General features: G+C 43.8%; 24 protein-coding genes. 5 read left to right on the top strand and 19 right to left on the bottom strand.

Translation table 11 applies throughout. The features are described from left to right. Positions 1-40: 40 nt before the first annotated feature. The 11 genes from atpA to GGE08_RS02255 form a co-directional block, all read right to left on the bottom strand. Positions 41-1,621: a F0F1 ATP synthase subunit alpha gene (atpA, locus tag GGE08_RS02305; RefSeq protein WP_179383287.1), complete on the bottom strand. Its 1,581-nt coding sequence runs from the start codon at positions 1,619-1,621 to the stop codon at positions 41-43. A gap of 2 nt (positions 1,622-1,623) precedes the next feature. Next, positions 1,624-2,163: an ATP synthase F1 subunit delta gene (atpH, locus tag GGE08_RS02300; RefSeq protein ID WP_179383286.1), complete on the bottom strand. Its 540-nt coding sequence runs from the start codon at positions 2,161-2,163 to the stop codon at positions 1,624-1,626. Positions 2,164-2,170: 7 nt separating this feature from the next. Beyond that, positions 2,171-2,671 (bottom strand): F0F1 ATP synthase subunit B, encoded by a 501-nt coding sequence (locus tag GGE08_RS02295; protein ID WP_179383285.1) that lies wholly within the window; start codon positions 2,669-2,671, stop codon positions 2,171-2,173. Positions 2,672-2,768: 97 nt separating this feature from the next. After that, positions 2,769-2,960, bottom strand: a complete 192-nt coding sequence (gene atpE, locus GGE08_RS02290; protein ID WP_053970734.1) for an ATP synthase F0 subunit C — start codon at positions 2,958-2,960, stop codon at positions 2,769-2,771. A gap of 37 nt (positions 2,961-2,997) precedes the next feature. Next, on the bottom strand, positions 2,998-4,137 hold the full coding sequence (gene atpB, locus GGE08_RS02285) for a F0F1 ATP synthase subunit A (protein ID WP_179383284.1): 1,140 nt from the start codon (positions 4,135-4,137) through the stop codon (positions 2,998-3,000). 118 nt (positions 4,138-4,255) lie between these two features. Then, positions 4,256-4,561, bottom strand: a complete 306-nt coding sequence (locus GGE08_RS02280) for a hypothetical protein (RefSeq protein ID WP_179383283.1) — start codon at positions 4,559-4,561, stop codon at positions 4,256-4,258. 80 nt (positions 4,562-4,641) lie between these two features. Beyond that, positions 4,642-4,875 (bottom strand): AtpZ/AtpI family protein, encoded by a 234-nt coding sequence (locus tag GGE08_RS02275; RefSeq protein WP_179383282.1) that lies wholly within the window; start codon positions 4,873-4,875, stop codon positions 4,642-4,644. After that, positions 4,853-5,272: a polymer-forming cytoskeletal protein gene (locus tag GGE08_RS02270; RefSeq protein WP_179383281.1), complete on the bottom strand. Its 420-nt coding sequence runs from the start codon at positions 5,270-5,272 to the stop codon at positions 4,853-4,855. The genes GGE08_RS02275 and GGE08_RS02270 overlap by 23 nt, the downstream gene beginning before the upstream one ends. Positions 5,273-5,292: 20 nt before the next feature. Next, on the bottom strand, positions 5,293-7,824 hold the full coding sequence (locus tag GGE08_RS02265; RefSeq protein ID WP_257023937.1) for a tetratricopeptide repeat protein: 2,532 nt from the start codon (positions 7,822-7,824) through the stop codon (positions 5,293-5,295). Between the two features lie 100 nt (positions 7,825-7,924). Continuing rightward, a complete protein-coding gene (locus GGE08_RS02260; RefSeq protein ID WP_179383280.1) occupies positions 7,925-8,620 on the bottom strand; it encodes an ABC transporter ATP-binding protein in 696 nt (231 codons plus the stop codon). Between the two features lie 22 nt (positions 8,621-8,642). After that, entirely contained in the window at positions 8,643-10,112 is a 1,470-nt protein-coding gene (locus GGE08_RS02255) for a DUF5687 family protein (protein ID WP_179383279.1), read from the bottom strand. 122 nt (positions 10,113-10,234) lie between these two features. Between GGE08_RS02255 and GGE08_RS02250 the strand changes: the two genes are divergently transcribed. Beyond that, a complete protein-coding gene (locus tag GGE08_RS02250; RefSeq protein ID WP_179383278.1) occupies positions 10,235-11,281 on the top strand; it encodes a ferredoxin--NADP reductase in 1,047 nt (348 codons plus the stop codon). A gap of 15 nt (positions 11,282-11,296) precedes the next feature. On the opposite strand, the gene GGE08_RS02245 is transcribed toward GGE08_RS02250, so the two are convergent. Beyond that, a complete protein-coding gene (locus tag GGE08_RS02245) occupies positions 11,297-12,073 on the bottom strand; it encodes a patatin-like phospholipase family protein (protein WP_179383277.1) in 777 nt (258 codons plus the stop codon). Positions 12,074-12,240: 167 nt separating this feature from the next. Between GGE08_RS02245 and GGE08_RS02240 the strand changes: the two genes are divergently transcribed. The 3 genes from GGE08_RS02240 (at position 12,241) to arsS (ending at position 14,530) form a co-directional block, all read left to right on the top strand. Then, positions 12,241-12,792 carry a fasciclin domain-containing protein gene (locus GGE08_RS02240; RefSeq protein WP_179383276.1) on the top strand — a complete coding sequence of 184 codons (552 nt, stop codon included), beginning with the start codon at positions 12,241-12,243 and terminating at the stop codon, positions 12,790-12,792. A 212-nt stretch (positions 12,793-13,004) separates the two neighbouring features. Next, on the top strand, positions 13,005-13,340 hold the full coding sequence (locus GGE08_RS02235) for an arsenosugar biosynthesis-associated peroxidase-like protein (protein ID WP_179383275.1): 336 nt from the start codon (positions 13,005-13,007) through the stop codon (positions 13,338-13,340). A gap of 101 nt (positions 13,341-13,441) precedes the next feature. After that, positions 13,442-14,530: an arsenosugar biosynthesis radical SAM (seleno)protein ArsS gene (gene arsS / locus GGE08_RS02230; protein ID WP_179383274.1), complete on the top strand. Its 1,089-nt coding sequence runs from the start codon at positions 13,442-13,444 to the stop codon at positions 14,528-14,530. An 18-nt stretch (positions 14,531-14,548) separates the two neighbouring features. On the opposite strand, the gene GGE08_RS02225 is transcribed toward arsS, so the two are convergent. The 6 genes from GGE08_RS02225 to GGE08_RS02200 all read right to left on the bottom strand — a co-directional run bounded on the left by GGE08_RS02225 (position 14,549) and on the right by GGE08_RS02200 (position 19,555). After that, positions 14,549-15,220 (bottom strand): hypothetical protein, encoded by a 672-nt coding sequence (locus GGE08_RS02225; RefSeq protein ID WP_179383273.1) that lies wholly within the window; start codon positions 15,218-15,220, stop codon positions 14,549-14,551. Positions 15,221-15,263: 43 nt separating this feature from the next. Next, the gene (locus GGE08_RS02220) at positions 15,264-15,749 is read right to left on the bottom strand and encodes a hypothetical protein (RefSeq protein ID WP_179383272.1); all 486 of its coding nucleotides are present in this window, start codon (positions 15,747-15,749) and stop codon (positions 15,264-15,266) included. After that, positions 15,667-16,110 carry a glycosyltransferase gene (locus tag GGE08_RS02215; RefSeq protein ID WP_179383271.1) on the bottom strand — a complete coding sequence of 148 codons (444 nt, stop codon included), beginning with the start codon at positions 16,108-16,110 and terminating at the stop codon, positions 15,667-15,669. Before GGE08_RS02215 ends, GGE08_RS02220 begins: the two co-directional genes overlap by 83 nt. Before the next feature lie 831 nt (positions 16,111-16,941). Further along, positions 16,942-17,997 (bottom strand): glycosyltransferase family 9 protein, encoded by a 1,056-nt coding sequence (locus GGE08_RS02210; RefSeq protein ID WP_313790880.1) that lies wholly within the window; start codon positions 17,995-17,997, stop codon positions 16,942-16,944. Further along, positions 17,981-18,586: a DUF4254 domain-containing protein gene (locus GGE08_RS02205; protein ID WP_179383270.1), complete on the bottom strand. Its 606-nt coding sequence runs from the start codon at positions 18,584-18,586 to the stop codon at positions 17,981-17,983. The genes GGE08_RS02210 and GGE08_RS02205 overlap by 17 nt, the downstream gene beginning before the upstream one ends. 39 nt (positions 18,587-18,625) lie before the next feature. Next, entirely contained in the window at positions 18,626-19,555 is a 930-nt protein-coding gene (locus GGE08_RS02200) for a DUF6427 family protein (protein ID WP_179383269.1), read from the bottom strand. A gap of 39 nt (positions 19,556-19,594) precedes the next feature. Between GGE08_RS02200 and GGE08_RS02195 the strand changes: the two genes are divergently transcribed. Continuing rightward, positions 19,595-19,816, top strand: a complete 222-nt coding sequence (locus tag GGE08_RS02195; RefSeq protein ID WP_179383268.1) for a DUF6341 family protein — start codon at positions 19,595-19,597, stop codon at positions 19,814-19,816. Here GGE08_RS02195 and purD read toward each other — a convergent pair. Further along, positions 19,811-21,082, bottom strand: a complete 1,272-nt coding sequence (gene purD / locus GGE08_RS02190) for a phosphoribosylamine--glycine ligase (RefSeq protein ID WP_179383267.1) — start codon at positions 21,080-21,082, stop codon at positions 19,811-19,813. The two genes, GGE08_RS02195 and purD, sit on opposite strands and share 6 nt — an antisense overlap. Between the last annotated feature and the right edge of the window lie 168 nt (positions 21,083-21,250).

The raw sequence follows: 21,250 nt of genomic DNA, 5'->3' as shown, positions 1-21,250 counted from the left end.
CCCTGAGCGTAGTCGAAGGGCACCTTGGAAATGACAATTGTTATGCTTTGTACTTGCTTGAAAGATCTTTACAAACAGCAGTCAAGGTCTCGGTAACCTCATCGGTCAATTTACCCGCTTTAAGGGTGTCCAAAACATCTCTGTGCTTGGCGTTCAAGAACTCCAAGTAATCTTTTTCGAATTCTTTTACTTTGTCCACTGGCACATTTCTCAACAAGTTCTTGGAACCTGCAAAGATGATAGCTACTTGGTCTTCAACAGTAAATGGATCGTTCTGACCTTGTTTTAAGATCTCTACGTTTCTACGTCCTTTCTCGATAACGTTCAAGGTAGCGGCATCCAAATCGGAACCGAACTTGGCAAAAGCTTCCAGTTCACGGAACTGGGCTTGGTCCAATTTCAAGGTACCGGCTACTTTTTTCATGGATTTGATCTGAGCGGAACCACCCACACGCGATACGGAGATACCTACGTTGATCGCAGGACGCACCCCTTGGTTGAACAAGTCTTGCTCCAAGAATATCTGACCATCGGTAATGGAAATTACGTTGGTTGGGATATAGGCAGAAACGTCACCTGCTTGTGTTTCAATAATAGGAAGTGCAGTCAACGATCCTCCTCCTTTTACCATCGGCTTCAAGGACTCTGGAAGGTCGTTCATGTTCTTTGCAATCTCGTCATCGGCAATCACTTTAGCCGCACGCTCCAACAATCTGGAGTGCAAGAAGAAAACGTCACCAGGATATGCTTCACGTCCTGGAGGTCTTCTCAACAACAAGGACACCTCACGGTAAGCTACAGCTTGCTTGGACAAGTCATCATAGATAATCAAGGCCGGACGCCCTGTATCCCTAAAGTACTCTCCAATGGCGGCACCAGCGAAAGGTGCATATACCTGCATCGGTGCAGGATCGGAAGCGTTGGCGGCAACAATGGTTGTATAGGCCAATGCACCTCTTTCTTCCAAAGTTTTGGCGATAGCGGCCACCGTTGATGCTTTCTGACCTACGGCAACGTAGATACAGTAAACGGGCTCACCGGCATCGTAAAATTCTTTCTGGTTCAGGATGGTGTCGATACAAACGGTTGTTTTACCAGTCTGCTTATCACCGATCACCAACTCCCTTTGTCCACGTCCTACGGGAATCATGGCGTCGATAGCCTTGATACCAGTTTGCAATGGCTCATTTACAGGTTGTCTAAAAATTACACCAGGAGCTTTACGTTCCAAAGGCATCTCATAGGTTTCGCCCGAAATAGGACCTTTACCGTCGATAGGCTTGCCCAAGGTGTCGATAACCCGGCCAACAATTCCTTCACCAACGTTGATAGAAGCGATACGCTCGGTCCTTTTTACGGTTGCACCTTCTACAACCTCTTTGGATGGGCCCAACAATACAACACCTACGTTGTCTTCTTCCAGGTTAAGAACGATTCCTTGCATACCGCCGTCGAACTCGACCAACTCCCCGTACTGGGCATTGGAAAGTCCATACACACGGGCAATACCATCACCCACTTGCAATACGGTACCTACTTCATCCAAGGAAGCGGATGCTTCGAAACCTGATAACTGTTTTTTCAAAATTGCTGATACCTCAGCGGCTTTTACTCCTGCCATTTTTATAGACTATTTGTAAATTCTCTTTTTAATCCGTTCAATTTGTTTGCGATGCTTGCATCGTATTGGGTATCTCCTACCCGTAGTACAAATCCTCCGATGATGCTCTCATCGATTTTATTCTCAAGGGTTACCTTGTTTCCTGTTGCCTTGGTGACCGTTTCCAATATCTTCTTCTCCAAATCGGAAGTCAATGGAACGGCGGTTGTCACGTAAGCTACTTCTTCGCCCTTCAATTTTTCGTGAAGGATGATGTATTTGAAGGCCACTTCCTGCAACATCGCAATTCTTTTATTACTGATCAAGGTTTGAAGAAGACCTTTGGTGATTTCGTTGGCATCCTTAAAAATTTCCAACAAACTGCTTTTTTTTACCTCCGATTTGATGATAGGGCTCTCCAACATGCGTTGAAGCTCCACGTTCTCGGAAATGGTAGCAGCTATCCCCCGCATGTCTTTTTCCACGGCATCTGCCGCTTTCTTTTCGACTGCGAAATCCAAGGTTGCTTTTGCGTAGCGTATGGCTGCCCTATTTTGGTTCATGGTCCGTTTAGTTCAGTTTAATATCTCCCAACATGTCCTCGACCAACTTCTGTTGTTTGCCTTTGTCGGACAGTTCTTCCTTGATTACCTTTTCCGCAATTTCCACGGAAAGGTTAGCTACTTGTGCCTTGATGTCTGCCACAGCAGCTTTCTTTTCACTTTCAATAGTAGCTTGGGCCTGCTTGATCATCTTGTCGCCTTCAGCCTGAGCCTGTTCTTTGGCTTCGGAGATAATGTTGGCTTTGATGTCGCGGGCTTCTTTTAACAGCGCGTCCCGTTCTGCCCTGGCCTCTTGTAACAATCTTTCGCTATCGGCAGTTACGTTCTGCATTTCCTTTTTCGCGGCCTCAGCAGCTTCAAGGGCATCTTTGATTCCTTCTTCGCGCTTTTCTACCGCTCCAAGAATGGGCTTCCAGGCATATTTTCTCAACAACAACAATAGGCCCACGAAAAGGAGCAACTGCCAGAAAAACAAGCCAAAGGAAAATTCCTCTATTAACTTTTCCATTTATCTTAAAATATTAATGCTTTTAAACTATATCACTTTAAAATCAATGAAGGGCCATAGCCAACCGCCATGGCCTTCATCAATACTGTTACGGTTATTAAGCTGCAAAAAGAGCGGCGAAACCGATACCTTCAATAAGGGCTGCTGCAATCAACATTGCTGTTTGGATCTTACCAGAAGCTTCAGGTTGACGAGCAATGGCTTCCATTGCCTGACCACCGATTCTACCGATACCCAATCCTGCTCCGATTACGATCAAACCAGCACCTACGATGTTTGGAATTGTCATGATATATGAATTTAAATATTAAACGTTCTACTCTTAATTAATGATGATCTTCTTCTACCGCCATACCAAAATACAGGGCGGACAACATGGTGAAAATATATGCCTGCAATGCGGCCACCAACAATTCCAATAAAGAAAGTGCAAATGCCAACAAGAAGGACAATGGGCTTCCGATCCAGTTTTTAAATATGAACATCAACCCGATAATACTCATTAACACTACGTGACCCGCAGTGATGTTGGCATACAAACGGATCATCAACGAAAATGGTTTGATGAATGTCCCCAACAATTCAATGGGCGCCAATATAATTTTCATGGGAACCGGCACGCCTGGCATCCAAAAGATGTGCTTCCAGTAGTTCTTGTTCCCAGTAAATGTTGTAATAAGATAGGTGATCATGGCCAAGGCAAAAGTCACTGCAATGTTGTTGGTGACATTCACTCCTAGCGGTGTCAACCCCAAAAGGTTGATGACCCATACAAAGAAGAATACAGTAAGCAGATAGCTCATATACCTTTTGTATTTATGCTCACCAATGTTTGGTATGGCAATTTCGTCACGCACAAAAAGTACCAATGGCTCCAAAAATCTTCCCAAACCTCGTGGCATGGTGCTTTTTTGGTACCTCTTGGCCATGGAACGGAACACCAAGAACATTAAAAGGGCTACGGCCATAATAAAGACCACATTCTTGGTTATGGAAAAGTCCAAGGGCTTTTCGTTGGTGGGATGTGCATCATCTACCACCAAATTCTCCCCAAAAGCATCTTCGGTATGGGTTTCTTCGCCATGATGTCCACCAAAATTGATGGTTCCTTCGGCATCCGTCTTATATATTTTATTGTGATAAAGTGCGTAGTAATTACCGTCTACTTCTGCCACGGACTCTCCATGCTCCAACTCGGAAGAAAGAAAAACCTTCAATCCATTGTCCCAAAGAATCACAGGAAGTGGAAACCCAAAATATTTGTGCTCGCCCTCTTCGGTGGTATAGGAAAAAAGATTGAAATCATGCGAATCCAAAAGGTGGTGGTCGATGTATTCCTTAATCTGTGTCTTTAAATCATGGGCACCGGTTTCAACTTCTTCTCCCTCTTGGTTTTGGGCCGATACAAATCCCGCAATCAAAAAAATTACGGCAACTAGTTTTTTACTGAAAAAAGAATATCGCATATGATCCAACTATGGGTCCTCAAAAATTGGTGCAAAAATACATTCCTCCTTCAAAAGAAAAAAGCTTTTTCCAGTATTATTTTTTTATTGAATTTTTCAGGTCTGTTTTGGGGCTTTGTCACACAGTATTAAGCAGTTTCACCAAAAAGAAGGTTTCCAATATCAGTGCAAATCCATATGGGACAAAAAAGACAAGGAACTCCAATTGCTCCAAGACACCATCTTGATGGAATGCGGGATATAGAAAAATGAAGAAAAGCGTAAACTTTACAAGGCTTCCCCCTAGAAAAAAGAATCCCAACAAGTCGCGATATTTATTGCGGAAAAAGTAAATCGCAAAAAAAACAATGAGCGCCATAATGGCATTGAGCACGTAGCTTTTTGTGAGCTGTAGGGACGAAAGCTCATATCCCCGGTCTTCCAAAACCCATGATTGGAGAAAGAACAGTCCCCATAGGCCCAAAAGGAGGATGAAGGTAAAAAGAATTGGATAAGCCCTTTGCGTCAATCGTTGATTTTTTTGATTTGTTGGAGGACCAAATATATAGAAATCGCCACGGCCAAAATGGTACAAATGGGCAAGAATACTTTTTCAGTCCCAAAATGCCCGTCCAACCATTTGCCGCCCCAAACGCCCAAATAAATAACAACGCCCATTTGAATGGCGGAACCAGACAAACGGGCGGCTGTATTGAGTGTTTTGTTGTAGTCTTTCTTAGGAGGCTTTTGCTGGCTCATTTTTGCTGGTTGACTGCATTTTGGGCGTAGCCGAAGCACCTTTGCCCATGGTGCACGCCGCATTAAAGGTGGCACCGGGTTCTACCGCCAATTTGGCTACCGTTACCGTACCCTCAATCGTTGCGGAGGATTTCAACGACAATAGGTCCTTAACCATAAGTTCTCCGTTAAACCTTCCTTCGATATCTGCGTTCACGCACTCTACCTTACCGTTAATGTAGCCATCCTTTCCAATGACCACTTTACCAGAGGTGGTCACATTGCCTTCCAACTTACCGTCTATCCTGAAGTCGGCCTCGGAGGTGATGTCACCCTTAATTTTAGTGTTCTTCTCGATTCTGTTGGGCTGTCCGCCAAATTCATTCATAGGCCGGGGTTTTTTGTTGTCAGAAAACATTGTGTTCTAGGGTTTTGGGGTTAAAATTGCGCTTTGTATGATTCTAAGTTCTTGTGGACCTGTATGATTTTATAATTATCCGATAAAACTACAAAATTCTCATCTTTAATCAGATAGTCCCTATTGTTTTTTATGAGCTCCGCGAAGCCCAAGGCAAAGTCTTGCGAAGGGAAACCGTGTACCACTACAAATTCATCTTCCAAATTATAGATGTCCTTGGAAACAATGTTTTTATAGTTCAGCTCCTTGATGGCTTTTTCCAAACGGTTTTTGAGCTTGATGGCATTTTCATCATTTCTTATTTTGAACGGAAAAACTACTTTCCAGTTGCCCGCGCCCGTAGAACCGGTTTCTGGGGAAAACTCCTTGTTTTCCAATTTGGGCAGCTGCTCCTCCACCATCTGCTCGGCCTTTTTGCCTTCGGGGTTGTTGGGGTAGGTCAGTGCCACATAGTTCAAGGCTTCCTTAAACGGCTCAAAACCTTGCAAACGTCCAATGGCGTTCGCTTTCAGCATTTCAAACTTGGGTACAATGGGATCGCCGGTAAATTTATTGATGTATTCCTCCGACTGGGTGATCACGTTCAAAAATTCCTGTTCTTGGTACTTTTTGAACAGTGCTGCATATCGGGCATCGGGGCTGTCCGTATCCCCGTCCAGTACCGCCTGTGGGTTCAACAAAATTTCCGCGTAGCGCGTATCGGGATGATTGGCAATGATGTTCTGTTTCATGTTCACTGCCAGCGGACTACCCGTTTCCTCATAAATCTTGTACAAATTGTATTTGGAGGGTAAAATCAACCGCTCTTCGGGATTTGACGACAACACCCGCTCCAATTTGGCGGCGGCCAACATGTTGTCCTTGAACTTTTCCTTATAAATCAAACCCAATTGATAGTTGGCAAAGTTGCGCTCGCCTTTTAAACTATCTATTACGGCAACATCCGTAGGAACTTGCTCCAAGTAAAAGTCAACAGAATATTTTTGGTCTTCGGTCAGTACCTCATCATTCGCGGCAACCACCTCCCCGGTAGCCTCCGAAATGGAGATTTTGGTTTTATTGCTCCATCGCCAATCGTCTTCCAAAGTCCGGGTGCCCCATCGTGTCCTAAAATCGTTTCTGCCATTGCCCAAACTGGTAATATTGTAAAAGTAGAACTTGCCTTGGTTCTCCTTGCCCCCTTTGCTGTTGGCAAAAGTAGCGAAGCCGGCGGTGGTGCGCTCTCTTTCTTTTTCGGCAGCCGCTTCTTCCTTTCGCTTCATTTCGGCTATGTAGTCCTCAAAATAAGCTGTACGGTCAGCTATCGGCATTTGATATAAGGTGATCACGCTATCGGCATGCTGCACAATGTCCTCATATTTGATCACATCCTCAAGGTTGTCCAGCTTCTTTTTAATGTTTCGGTGCTTGCGGGTGTTCTCGTTCAAGTTGGTCAAAGTGCTGTCGTAGTACGAACCCGCCATTCGGTATTCATCCTTGTCAAAATAATAATCGGCCAGACTTTGATAGTTGAGGGCATTCAACTTGCGTTCGCCTTGGGTTGCCTGAATGGATTTGTTATAATAGGCCAATCCAAGACTATCCTCTTCGTAAGCCATATGAAATTCGGCCACTTGGCGATAAATCTTGTCCAAAAAGGGGCGATTCTCCCGATTCTCTTCGAGTTCGGTAAGGTATTCCAACATTTCCTCTCGGTTGCCCTCGGTAAGTTCTATGTTCTGTATTTTTTTGAGATGCGCATTGATCATGTACACCCTGGGGGATTTGCGGTTGAGTTCAATGACTTTGTTGTAGGCGTAGTTGGCACTGTCCTTATGCCCCAACTGGTCGTATAACTGACCTATGATGAACAAATACCTTCCCTTTTCCGGATTCTTTTTGGTGTAGGCCTGGGATATTTTCAATTTTTGAATGGCGGTGTCGGGGGCGTTCAGGTTGATATAGCATTGGGCCATAACTGCGTTGGCGTCGGCATATTCCTGGTCCTTGAGTTTTTCGTACTTAAAAAGTCGCTTTAGATTTTTGATGGCCACCTCGGGATTATCCAAACGCATATTTGTTTTCTCTCGCCAGATGGTCGCTTCGTTCAGCTTGTCGCTTTTGCTATATTTTCTCAGGATATAGTTGAAGGATTCCAAAGCAGGGATATAGCGCTGGTCAAAGTAGCGGGATTTTCCCAAAAGCAAAAAGGCCTCATCAATTTGCGGGTTTCGCTCCTCGTCTTTAATGTCCATGCTGTGCTTTTGGATAGCCTTGGTAGCCTTTTCCTCCGCAATAAGAAAGTTGGGGTTGTTGTCCTCGGAGTCCAGTTTTACCTCATCGGTCACTTTTAGGCGTTCTACGGGCAGTATTTCCCAATAATCATCCCGATAGGTCGAATTGATTTCATCCAGCCCTTTTTGAAAGGCCAAATTTCCGTTGTACAAAGTGTTGTACTCGGTGTTGAGGGCGTGCCAATTTCGGTTGATGAACTTGTCCTTTTGGGTGGAACAGGCATTAAATGCAAGTCCTCCCAAAACCAATAGGCCCAAAAATGTGTGATGAAGCTTCAAAATTATCAATAATCTTGTGTAACCTTAAACTCAAAAATGAGCGGATTATTATAAGGCTTATCGATAAAATGCAAGAATTCTGCTGAACCTGTTTATTGCCTCAACCTGCAAAGAAAGCTTCCAATTCCTTCATGGTTTCCGCAGAGGTATGAAGATCTTTCACAATTTCACCTTTGTTAAGCACCACGATACGCTGGCAAACTTCGGTTACGTGGATCAAATCGTGACTAGAAACCAGTACGGTAACGCCCTCTTTTGCTGCCAAATCTTTGATAATTCCTTTTAATCGAATTTGGGTGGTCGGGTCCAAATTGGCAAAAGGTTCGTCCAAAATCACCACTTCGGGGTTGCCAATAAAGCTGGCCACGATGCCCACCTTTTTTTGGTTTCCTTTGGAAAGGTCCCTGAGATATTTTTTCTGGTTGAGGATTTCTCCATGGAAGAAGTCATCAAAATTGGCCAATAACGCATCCACATCTGCTTTGTTCCTTCCGCGTAGTTCGCCGATAAAGTAAAAGTACTCTTCGGGAGTAAGGTACCCGATCAAGAAGGTCTCATCAACAAATGCAGAGGTAAAGGGCTTCCATGCTTCGCTCTCGTCCACCCGTATGTCTTTATTGATGATATGACCGGTAGAAGGCTGTATCAAATCCAACAAAATACTGAACAGGGTTGTTTTTCCGGCGCCGTTGTTGCCAACAAGGCCAAAGCTCTGTCCTTTGGGAATTTCTAAATGGTCAATGTTCAAAACGGTTTTGTCTCCGTAAGTCTTGGTCAAATTATGAACTGTGATCATGTATTTTTCTGTTAATGGTTTTTTATTTCTGTTTGTATGCTTGTAGTGTCTTGTACTTTTCCTTTTTGTAAATGCCCTCGATCATGGTAAATACCTTGTTTTTGAAAGCAAATCCGAGTATGCCGAACACGGCTACAAAGATGTACCCTGCCGTGGGGTTGATCAAAAAGTGGCCAATGGCATAAATAGCTATGGGCAGCACCAATTTGGGCAAGGTGAGCAACAATGTCTTGGCATTAAAGGCCTGCTTGTCGCCAAAGGCTTTCTTGTTCGAGGTAAGCTCAATGGGCGTTTTTACATAAGCCCCTCCCCAAAGCACCAGGTAACTGTTTATCCCAATGTTATAGATGCCCCCCACAAGTACTGCGGCGTAGGCTTCCCATCCAAAGTAGAGGTAAAACGTGGCAAGAAAAGTGGAGATAATAGTCGCAATAACCACCAAATACCATTTAGAGGAAAGGTATTCCCGATACTTGATGTTTTGGCTCATCATCAGCGGATAGTAGCTACTGTCCCAACTGGGCACGTACTGCCCAAAACTGAACAGGAACCCTCCCGTAACAAAAATACCTGCGAAGATTTTCCAGAAAGGCCCGTCGTAGACTTCGATGGCATTGGTAAAAAAGAGCAGTCCGTAAAAAATAAAGAAGAATCCTGCTATTACCGCCGAGCGTGAGCGTTTGTTCCGCTTGATCAGTTTGATGTCGTTCTTGAGGAAAGTGCCCAAATTCCCGAAGCGGTCCAACCATTCCAAGTTTTCGGTCTTAGCCTCGGTATGTTTTTTGGCCAGTCCGCCATCCAAATACATGTGCTTTTTGAAATAGGCAAAGGCACCATAGTACAAGCCTGCCAAAACCATCCAAGGGATAATCGCCGTCCATGGCAAATCGTAGAAAAAGTCGAAAATGGGTTGGGTGTAGAAGGTGATATCGAACCATTGATAGTATTGCGATGCACCGGCCAGGATGAAGAGGGCCGCAAACACATAAAAAACAACGTTCTGGTTGTTCACCATCACATTGATAAAGTTGTTGCAATAGAGCAACGCCATCATCGCCAAGTGCCATCCTATGACCTGTATTGCAGGGTATCCTTGGGCGATCAAAACAATACTGAACGGTACAAAGAAAAAGGCATGGGCCACATTGAAGAAAGAAATGGCCGTTTTTCCGAGGGAAAAATGGACCACTTTACTTTTGCTGATGGGCAAATACAACAAGGGTTTGATGTTCGTGACCGGCATTTTTTGCAGCATGTACCGGAATACGAGGTCGAATGCCAAATAATAGATCATAAAACGGTTGATGACCCTTAACGGATCGCCGATTCCCATTTTCTCGATGATAAAAAAGGCCCCAACACCCATTCCCAAGAACAGAGCGATGAAGTACAATGCCCCCAAAGCCATCAAGATCTTGAACCATATTTCGGTCTTGAAGGTTGCCGATCTAAAAAATGACTTCCACTGGAGCCCAATAAAATGTTTGATCATGGTCGGTGTATTTTTTTTGTTGGTATCTAATTTATCGGATTTGTTACACAGTGGAAATGCTTTTTGTAAAAATAGCTGTACAAAAGGAGTGTAATGCTTAATTTTGCAGCAAAAATTTATACATGAGCCAATTTCATGCCTTACAAATAACTGCGGTAGACCAATTGACCCCGAATGCCGTAGCCCTCACTTTTGACATTCCGGAGCACCTTAAAGAAGCATTTACATTTAAAGCCGGACAATATATTACCCTAAAACACGAAGTCAATGGAAAGGAACTCCGTAGGGCCTACTCCATTTCTTCCGCGCCCTCATCGGGAAAACTAACGGTCGGCATCAAAAAAATGGAAGGCGGAACGTTTTCTGTTTATGCCAACGAACAACTGAAGGCCGGGGACACCTTGGAAGTCATGGTGCCAGAGGGACGTTTTGTGTTCGACTCCCAAGATCCACAAACCATAGCTGCCTTTGCTGCCGGTAGCGGAATCACTCCTATTATGAGCATTGCGCAAACCGTTTTGGAGAGCCATCCAGATAATCGCTTTGTGCTCGTATTCGGAAACCAGACGCCTGAGGAGACCATGTACTTCAAAACCATCCAATCCCTAAAGGAGCGTTATGGTGACCGACTTTTTGTGCAATATGTATTCAGTAGGTCCAGCGAAGAAGGCGCCCTTTTTGGACGTATCGAAAAATCAACGGTAAACTTTGTTTTAAAGAACAAATTCAAAGAAACTGCATTCGATGCCTTTTACTTGTGCGGACCCGAGGAGATGATCAATCAGGTGTCTAACACCTTAAAAGAGAATGGCATTTCCGAGAACAAAATCCATTTTGAACTGTTCACTAGCTCGGATACGGAAGATGAGTTGGCCGAAGAACTGGAAGGTAAAACACAGGTAGAAGTACTTGTGGACGATGAGACCTTTACCTTTGTTATGGACAAAAAGGAACTGGTACTCGATGCGGTATTAAAGCAGGATATCGATGCGCCGTATTCATGTCAAGGTGGTGTTTGTAGCAGCTGCATTGCTCGCCTTACCGAAGGAAAAGTGGAGATGGTGAAAAACCAGATCTTAACGGACAGCGAGATTGAAGAAGGGTTTGTGCTTACCTGTCAATCGCACCCGATAAGTGCCAAGATCAAAATCGATTACGACGACGTATAAAACTGGATTATTACACTAAGAAGTTTGGGACATCATTTTTTCCAATGCCCTGCTGCCTTGGTCATACCCAATTTTAAAGGCGTTCTCAATACCCTTTTTATCGAGCACCCCAATGGTATCCAATTCTTTGGGTTCTATAAACAGGTCGCATTGCCGTAATTTTTCGTGGTTGGAGGCGTGAATCATCAAACTGGTGACCCTGGCCGTAAGCTGAAATGAATTTCTGAGGTCCTTTTTCTGCAAGGGAGCGGTTATGGAAACGTTACTTCCAATGATAAAATCCGTAAGGTTGTCCACATATTCCTTTGGGAAATTGTTCATGATGCCACCATCCGCATAAAGCACATCATCAATGGTAACCGGACTGAATACAGGTGGTAATGCTGCCGACGCCAATAATGGTTTGATGAGCTCTCCGTCGTAGAATACCTTTTCGTTGCCTTTTAACAGGTCCGTGGCCACCACAAAAAGTGGGCATTTCAAACTTTTGAAACTATCATCGGGGAAAAAATCCTTGAAAATACTGAAATATCGTTCGGTATCGATGAAACCAGGTTTGTTGATGGCAAAAAAACTGTACTGAAATAGCGGCGTCTCCTTAAAGAACTTGAGCATATCCTCCACGGAGTTATCATTGGCATACAGCGCCCCAACCAAGGCTCCAATACTGGTTCCGGCCACTACGTTGGCTTCAATCTGGTGTTCCCGCAGGGCCTTGATAAGCCCAATATGTGCCATTCCACGAACGCCACCGCCAGAAAGTACCAATCCTATGGATTTATCCTTGAGCATCTGTTTATTAAATCAATTGGTTGTAGGTGTAAAGGTACTATTTTGATGGAATGCCAAGGTTGCCCTATCGTTGTATTTCGATTAAAAACAACATCCCCATCAAAAAAAAACCAAACCACCCCCGTCAAAACTCCGTAAGTGTGTGTATAAACTAAAAATTACATCACATGAAATCTTTTAAAACAATTACCTTATTATTTTCTTGTATTGGCTTGATGGCCGTAACCCATGTATCCGCACAGACCAAAATGGTTGGTGGCGCGCCCATGTACCCGAGCAAGGACATTGTTTCCAATGCCGTGAACTCCAAAGACCATACAACTTTGGTCGCTGCCGTTAAAGCGGCCGGATTGGTGGAGACCCTGCAAGGCGATGGGCCTTTTACCGTATTTGCCCCTACCAACAGCGCTTTTGAAAAACTGCCCGAAGGAACCGTGGCCACCCTGTTGAAGCCAGAAAACAAATCCAAATTGCAAGCAGTGCTTACCTATCACGTGGTAGCTGGCAAATACAGTGCAAAGGATTTAATGAAATGGATCAAAAAAGGAAAAGGCATGGCCGAACTTACTACAGTAAACGGAGCCAAGCTCACTGCCATGATGGAAAACGACATGATCATGATCAAGGACGGTTCTGGAAATGTTTCCACCGTGACCATTGGAGATGTCAACCAATCTAATGGTGTGATCCATGTTGTGGACACTGTTGTGCTTCCGTAAGTAAAGATCTTTGTTAATTTTTTGAGTTAGGAAAAGAGCGGCATTTGCCGCTCTTTTTGCTTCTGATTCCTTATAACCGACTACAAAACAATTGTTTATGGACTTAGAGGCAATTTTATGCCGATAAGTGTAATCATTCGCAAATCCTTTCGACCTAATTCAATAGTGATATTTGTTGTATGTTTAAGTAAAAACATCAAATCCAGAAAAACATGGCGAACTCCTATTATGACCCAGCGGACCTGAGAAAATTTGGAAACATTACAGAATGGAGCGAGGAACTTGGCAAGAAGTTTTTTGATTACTACGGAAAGGTTTTTGAAGAAGGCGCATTGAGTGCCCGCGAAAAATCACTTATCGCCCTGGCGGTAGCGCATGTGGTGAAATGTCCATATTGCATTGATGCCTACACCAAAGACGGGCTGCAGCGAGGCATTACCAAAGAAGAAATGATGGAAGCCGTTCATGCGGGGGCTGCCATTGAGAGCGGAGCGACACTCGTTCATGGAGTACAAATGATGAACAAGTACGAAAAGCTTTCGATGTAGTTTCGGCTTACTTCGCTTATAATTGAACGTCCCCTAGTATTGAACATCAATGTATCGGAAGGAAAATGAACTTTTCCTAAAATGATTAGATAACCTATAGCATGACGCAAAGCATACTCACAGATATAAAAAAAGCAGCCAAAAAGTCCCTTAAAGCCAGGGAAGACGAGCTCGCGAACACCCAAAAGCAATTGGAAGTGCTGAATGGGGAGTTGTTTTCGAGTGGTGAACTGCCCTATTTTAAGGATAAGATTGCCGAATCGGGCCAATTTCCCCTAAAACCCAAAAAGTTGGAAGTACTCCAGATCAATGTGGGGTATATGTGCAATCAGGTTTGTGCCCACTGTCATGTGGATGCGGGGCCAGACCGAAAGGAAATCATGACCCGGGAAACCATGGAACAGTGTCTTGAGGTGATTCGAAATACTGGGGCACACACCTTGGATTTGACCGGAGGAGCCCCCGAAATGAACCCCGATTTTAGGTGGTTCGTGGAGGAAGCGTCCAAAGCAGGCATCCAAGACTTTATCGTTCGGTCCAATCTCACCATTATTTTGGCGAACAAAAAATACCATGATTTGCCGGAGTTCTTCAAAAAACACAACGTACATGTGGTTTCTTCCATGCCGCACTATACCCGAGGAAAAACCGACAAGCAACGGGGGGATGGGGTTTTTGACAAATCCATAAAAGCACTCCAAATGCTCAACGAGGTGGGCTATGGCAAACCTAATAGCGATTTGCGTTTGGACTTGGTGTACAATCCTTCCGGGGCATTTTTGCCGTCCGACCAAGCGGCGATGGAGCGGGATTTTAAAAAGGCTTTAAAAGAAGATTTTGATATCGACTTCCACAACCTGTTCGCCATTACCAACTTGCCCATTTCGCGCTTTTTGGACTACCTTATTGCGTCGGACAATTACGAAGATTATATGTACTCATTGGTAGAAGCCTACAATCCTGCCGCCGTGGAAAATGTGATGTGTACCAACACCATTTCCGTAAGTTGGGACGGCTGGTTGTACGATTGTGATTTCAATCAGATGCTGGACCTTAAAGTGGCGAGCAAGGTCAAACATATCAAAGATTACAACGATGACCTGTTGAACGACCGTGAGATTGTGATTTCACAGCATTGCTATGGATGTACGGCTGGAGCTGGGAGCAGTTGTCAGGGTACGGTTGCGTAGCTGCTTTGGGTGTTAACCTCAAAATCGATTTTGATAGTTCCAATCCAGGCCATCATCATCCAATGATGCTTTTGTGATTCCAGTATATCGCTCTTTCCAAGGAGAAGGATCAATTAATTGCATGGATTCGCTCAGCTGTGTTGCTATGTCCATCAAATCGACCACCAAAGGCTGGTCTAAATTTCTACTGGATTTCAGTTCAAAAGTTTGATTCCCATTGTTGAGGTAGAGGGCATAATCCAAAAATCCTTTGTCAAAATCAACATCAATGATAGCAGCTTCCCTTGCTGTAGCTATTTTGAATGGCTGATAGCCGTGATTATCTACTATAGCGTTCTGGAGTTGGACAAGTTTTTTGTTCAACTCGTTAAATTTTTCGCTTTTGATGGTTCCCAAAGCCACATCGATACTTGGAAAGTTTAAATCTTCAGATTTTCTAAGGTGTTCCATGTCCTTTTGTCTGTCCCAGACCACCGTTCGTATCATGGGAGGTAAAAAATCAGCTTCCTTGTTCCAGGTATCATCGCTCCAAATCGAATAGGATTTCAATGTGCCAGATTTCGGCTGGTGCAGTATCAATTGGAAATCTTTTTTGAGCCAATCACCACTCGTTTTGTGGATGATGGACGATGGTCCTTCCAAGAGCATATTTCCAATTTTAGTTATTCGTTGACGGTTGTTAGGATTCATAAACTAAGTTTTTGACTTTGCGTTTTGGATTATAGTGATGAAACTATTTGTAAGAGTATAGCCCTATTGTTTTTTTGAAGTCCTTGAATCCATTGTAAAGTATGGCCTCGCACCAATATTTAAAACTGAGCCTTTTGGAGTGGGTAAGGCGCTCTCGCAATTCGCTCTTCTTTGCGCCCCTAATGCCGAAATCCATTAAAGTATCGTCAAAATCGGGAGTGCCAAAGCCATGATATTCGTTCACTTTATTGTCATGATGGATTACCGACATCCACAACCTTTCCCCTTTGATACGTTTAAGGCGCTTTTCCTTTTTCCAGTCACTGTGCGTCCGATCCCAAACCGATTTGGCATTCACATTCTCCTCGATCAGCGTAATGAACGGATTGTACAAATGTCTTCGGTACCCTAGCCTCACTTCGGGCTGCACTTGCAAGGTAAACCCGTCAATAATATCCAAAGCCAAGTACGTTTGATGGGCAAACTGTTGCTGCACCACTTTGAACATAATCTTTGTGCAAACAATCATCGTTGTCCAATCTGCTGGTCATAATGTATGGCGCTTTACACAACGCCAACCTGTGTTGAACCGCAGGCAAAAAAGCGTCCATCCCATCCACAAATAGCGCTGTGAAGCGGTGGAATCTCCGTTCGAATTCGCTTATGCGGTCCCTAAAACGCATTGGTGTTTCGGTATCAAAAAACACCCACCATTGAAAATTGGTGTTGGTTTGGTTCCTGACCGAGAGAAAACAAAAGTTCTCAAATAAATCAAAACGATCCTCTAGCCAAGACTCCGTTAAAATGGGAGTGTCGTTTTTGGTTCGATTGGTCCATTGATGGTTCCTTAAATTGAACCGTGTAATGATGATGTGTTGAAATTCTTCCATATGAAAACCCTCCTTTTGTTTCTGAATTTTGGAGAAGTTGGCACAAATGGGAAGAATAATTTGGTGCGATCTGACGGATGCCCTGTTTGATCTGACGGATTTTTTTGGGGGATGGATTTTAAGGGTTGGGAATGGGATTTTGGGAGTCGGGAGTGGTAAGTTACGAGTTATGGGTTTCGGGTTTCAGGTTGCGAGTTATGATGTCATTTCGAGGGAAGTCGAGAAATCTTTGTGGGAGTCCGAAGTCCGAGGTCGGAAGTTTAGGGTTAGGGGTTTCGGGTTTTGGTTTAAGATGTCAGTTCGAGTGTTTTTTGGCTGTTTTTGCAAAAAAGAGACAAAAAATGTATCGAGAACCTAGTTCAGTGAGGAGCCAAGAGCCAAGAATCAAGACTCTGGGGAGAAAAGACCATAGAAAATAGACTTGGTTATTGGCTGCGGGCAGTAAACCTAAAATGCTGGATAAGGTGTCATTTCGAAACGAAGTGAGAAATCAATCGGGAGTCGGAAGTCAGTCGGCAGTGGTCGCTGAGCGGCGGTCATTGAGCGTAGTCGAAATGAGTCGAAGCGACAATAAGAAGTCAGAAGTCAATTGGGCGTTGACACTAATTTCACGAATTAGCACCAATAGGGTTCTTTGTCATTTGAAATACCCTTTTGAGGTTAAACCTTAAACTTTGAACTTGAAACTTGAACTTGACCTTTGAGTTCGAACTTGAGTTTTCAAACAGATTTCTCAATCGTCACTCCGCTCCTCATCTCGAAATGACCTTTGATGAACTTGATGCTTGAGTTTTTCACTGGATTTCTCAATCAATGCTTTGCATCTCATTTCTAATCAACCTTTGTCAACAGTTGAAACAGCTTGTTCAGCACATCGGCGGGTTCAATGGTTTGCATAGCGTTTTCATAGCCTTGGGGCACCTTGTTTCCGTATACGGAAGTTGGAATCAAGGGGTAGGTTTCCCGGTCGGCCGTCAAAGCATTGTCCATCGGCTGCCCAAAGGGATAAAACCCTGCATAAGGGTGGGTAACGCCCCAAAGCGTCACCACAGGAATACCATAATTCGCAGCCATATGCGCATTCCCACTGTCCATGGACAACATTACATCCAAATTGGAAATAAGCTGAAGCTCTTCGGACAATTGGAGCTTGCCTGCCATGCAAAGTGCATTATTGAAGGAGTTGGCCATATCTTCCAATACTGTGACTTCCTTCTCGCCTCCTCCAAAGAGCAATATTTTATACTTATTGGTGTTATTTAATTCTTGAATTACCGTTTCCATTGATTCTAAAGGATACATCTTCCCATCGTGGGCAGCAAATGGGGCAATTCCCACCCATTTCTTTGTATCCTGCTGTACCAAATCGAGTACTTTCGGGGAAAGCGGAAGTCTTTCAAGTGGTGGTGAGGAGCTTAAATCTATTGGATAACCCAGTTTTGAAAACACCTCGGCATAGCGTTCATGAGTGGTTTTAAGTTGCTCAAAAACCTTGTTTTTAGTCCTTGTAAGTGCTTTTTTCTCCTTTCTGCCTTTGTCAATTTGAACAAAAGGGATGCGTTCCAGGCCAAAATACTTTTTAAGTACCCTGCTTCGCAGTACATTGTGCAAATCTGCAACGGCATCGATTTCCAAAGGTTTCAGTTCCTTGTACAATCGCCATAGGCCCTTTAGACCTTTGTGTCTGTTTTTCACATCAGCTGCATACACTTGCACGTTATCCAGACCATCAAAAATAGGGGCAAATGTTCTTTTGGTAAGCAAGGTGAGCCTAAGATGGGGATATTGTTGCAAGAGGGCTGTGATTACCGGTACCGTCATGGCCACATCGCCCATGGCCGACAAGCGGATGATCAATATATGGGTGTATTTACCCTTTTTGTCCACGGAGTACTGGGTTTAGCTCTTCGTCGTTGTACATTTTCATCTGTTTGTAGACTTTCATGTACTTATTTCCAGCCTCGATATCGGCCAACAATTGATCTATGGCCGTAGAAAGATCTTTTCTTTGTTCCAAAAGTACCGCTAGCTTTTCACTGCACTTTTGGGTGTGCTCTGCGGAGGCATCGGTACGGTTCACCTCCTCTTGCATGTGATAGATCTTCAATGCCAAAATGGACAATCGGTCTATGGCCCAAGCAGGACTTTCCGTGTTGATGGTTGCATTGTCCTTTACTTGTACTGATTGGTATTTATTCAAAAAATAGCTATCAATATACTCTACCAAGTCCGTCCTATCCTGATTGCTCGCATCAATTTTCCGTTTCAGCTCCAAAGCGGCTTTTGGTTCAATCTCCGGGTCTCGGATAATGTCTTCATAATGCCATTGTACAGTATCTATCCAGTTTTTCCGGTAAAGCAAATGTTCTATTTGATCTTTTGGGTACGGATTGGTGAATGTCTGGTTCACATCGTCCTTAATGTGATAGGTGTCTATACTTTCTTGAAAGATATTGAAGGCAAAATCGCTGAACATAATCTAAAATTTGTTCAAAGATATTGCTTTATGGCGTATTTAGTTCAGGTGGAAGACAAAAAGAGCGAAGGCCAAGACAATGCTGCCCATAAGTGCAATCTCTTGAAACTTCTCTTTTTTGATGCCTTCAAAATAATTGGTAAAGAACACGGCAGCGGGAAAAAAGGTAATCAGAACAGGGGATGCATCGGCCGGTGTGAACAGCATAATCCCAGTGGACAAAATGAAAATGAGAAATACAATCCGTAGTAGGAGCAGCTTTCCCCCACTCACGTTTCGAAGTCTTACGAAAACCAACATGGAAACCAAGATGGTCAAAATTAAATAAATCAATGTTTTTACATTGAGTACCTGAAAAAAGGATTTGGTAGTAAACAGCCCTAAGGAAAATTGGTAGTGCTCCTCAAAAAACTCCAAAGACCCATGTACTTTGAGCACCGTGAATGTCAACATAAATATGGTGGAAATTCCCAAAAAAGGCACCAACCAGTTTTTAACCGTTTTACGGTCATATACTCCGATCACAAAAAAAACGAGCAGCATAAAGGCAAGCGCCCAATCGTAGAACAAACTGGCCAATGAAATCAACAATGAGGCATCGAATATTTTGTGCTTTACGTTCCTAGTTGATTTTACGGACAATATTCTCCAAAAAGCCAGAAGTAGAAAAAAGTTGGCAAAAATGACCTGGTCAAGAACGAGCTCGTCGGAAAAACTTATAATCAGCAATAGGAAAAACAGCATGGCATACGAGTTGGACTCCGTTGCTTTCTCGGTGCGTACGATTTGATTGACGATAAAAACAGCCAGTAAAAGTCCGATAAACAAGACCAGCTCGCGTCCTATGACTTGGCTGATCTTTTGTTCGCCAAGCGCGAAAAATAGGTGGGTAAAATAGAAAAGGAACAGGACGATGGCGAGAACAATGTAGTTTATGGGTTTAGTTTTTCCGAAAAAGCTTGAAATCATCCTATCTTTTGCTACTTTTGTAAAGTAAATATAGCCAAGATGAGCAAGTTTTTTTACGGTATAGAGGACTTATTTGTAAACTATCTTTTTGCACCACTGGATTCGTTGCGTTTTATGCACAGCTGGTGGGGCTCCAATACCATTAACTGGATCTTTATGATCATTGGCTTTGTGGCCATGGTCTATTGGATGGGCCAGTTGAAAATTTTCAACGAAAGCGGTGAGGAAGATAAGAGCATCAGCTCACACTCTTATCTATAGATCGAAGCCTAGATCTTTTCGGTAGTACATGCCATCAAAATGGAGTTTTTCCATGTTTTGATAGGATGTTCTTAGCGCTTCCCTAAAATCTTTTCCGAAGGAAGTAATAGCTATGACACGGCCGCCGTTGGTCACAACCTTTCCATCTGATATTTTGGTTCCTGCGTGAAAGACGAGGGAATCTTTAATATTCTCCGTTCCCGTGATTTCCTTTCCTTTTTCATAGGCTTCGGGATATCCGCCAGAAACCGCCATTACGGTGGTTGCAGCTCTTTCATCAATATTTAGGTCGATTTGGTCCAGTGTTCCTTTGGCCATCGCTAGCAATACTTCAACCAAATCACTCTGGAGCCTTGGGATGACCACCTCGGTTTCCGGATCGCCCATGCGCACGTTGTACTCGATTACCTTGGGTTCGTCTCCCACTTTGATCAAACCGATAAAGATAAAGCCCACATAAGGCAAATTATCCATTTTTAGGCCTTCTACGGTCGGTTTCACTATTTGATGCTCTATCTTGTCCGTAAAGGCGGTATCGGCAAAAGGAACCGGGGAAATGGCCCCCATTCCGCCCGTGTTGAGTCCGGTATCGCCCTCACCTATTCTTTTATAGTCTTTGGCAGTTGGTAGGATTTTATAGTTGGTACCGTCGGTGAGCACAAAACAGCTCAATTCTATACCGTCCAAAAACTCCTCGATCACAACGGTGGCACTGGCGTTTCCAAATTTGGAGTCGAGCAGCATCGATTTGAGCTCGTCTTTGGCTTCTTGTAAATCTTTCAAAATCAAAACACCCTTGCCTGCGGCCAAACCATCGGCCTTTAGCACGTAGGGAGGTTGTAGTGTCTCCAAGAAGGCTTGGCCTTCCTGTAGGGTCTCCCTTGTAAAACTTTGGTAGTCTGCCGTTGGAATGTTGTGGCGCATCATGAACTCCTTGGCGAACTCTTTGCTGCCTTCCAATTCGGCGGCTGCTTTTTGCGGTCCGATTACTGGAACGGATTTCAACTCGGCATCATTTAGAAAAAAATCGTGCACTCCATTGACCAAAGGATCTTCCGGTCCCACTACCACCAATTCGATGTTTTCCTGTAACACCAATGCTTTGATGCCCTCAAAATCGTTGACACCCACCTCCACATTTGTGGCAATCTGTGCAGTGCCCGCATTGCCTGGCGCTACAAAAAGTTTGGATGTTTTGGGACTTTGGGAAATTTTAAGGGATATGGCGTGCTCGCGACCACCGGACCCTAGGACAAGAATGTTCATGGTTCGTCGTTTTGGCAAAAATAATGTAATTCAAATTTAATTGAAGTCTTATTTATGGGCGATTTAGGCTTACTTCTGAAACAGTTCCCACAAATTGTTGCGAAGTCACTACAGCGCGGTAGTATACCATATATCATACACAAAATTACCAAGGCCCGATGTTTATCG

Source organism: Allomuricauda sp. ARW1Y1 (assembly GCF_013407935.1).
Lineage (GTDB): Bacteria > Bacteroidota > Bacteroidia > Flavobacteriales > Flavobacteriaceae > Flagellimonas.
The sequence above is the reverse complement of the archived record's forward strand: the minus strand, read 5'-3'. Positions and strand labels throughout refer to the sequence as shown.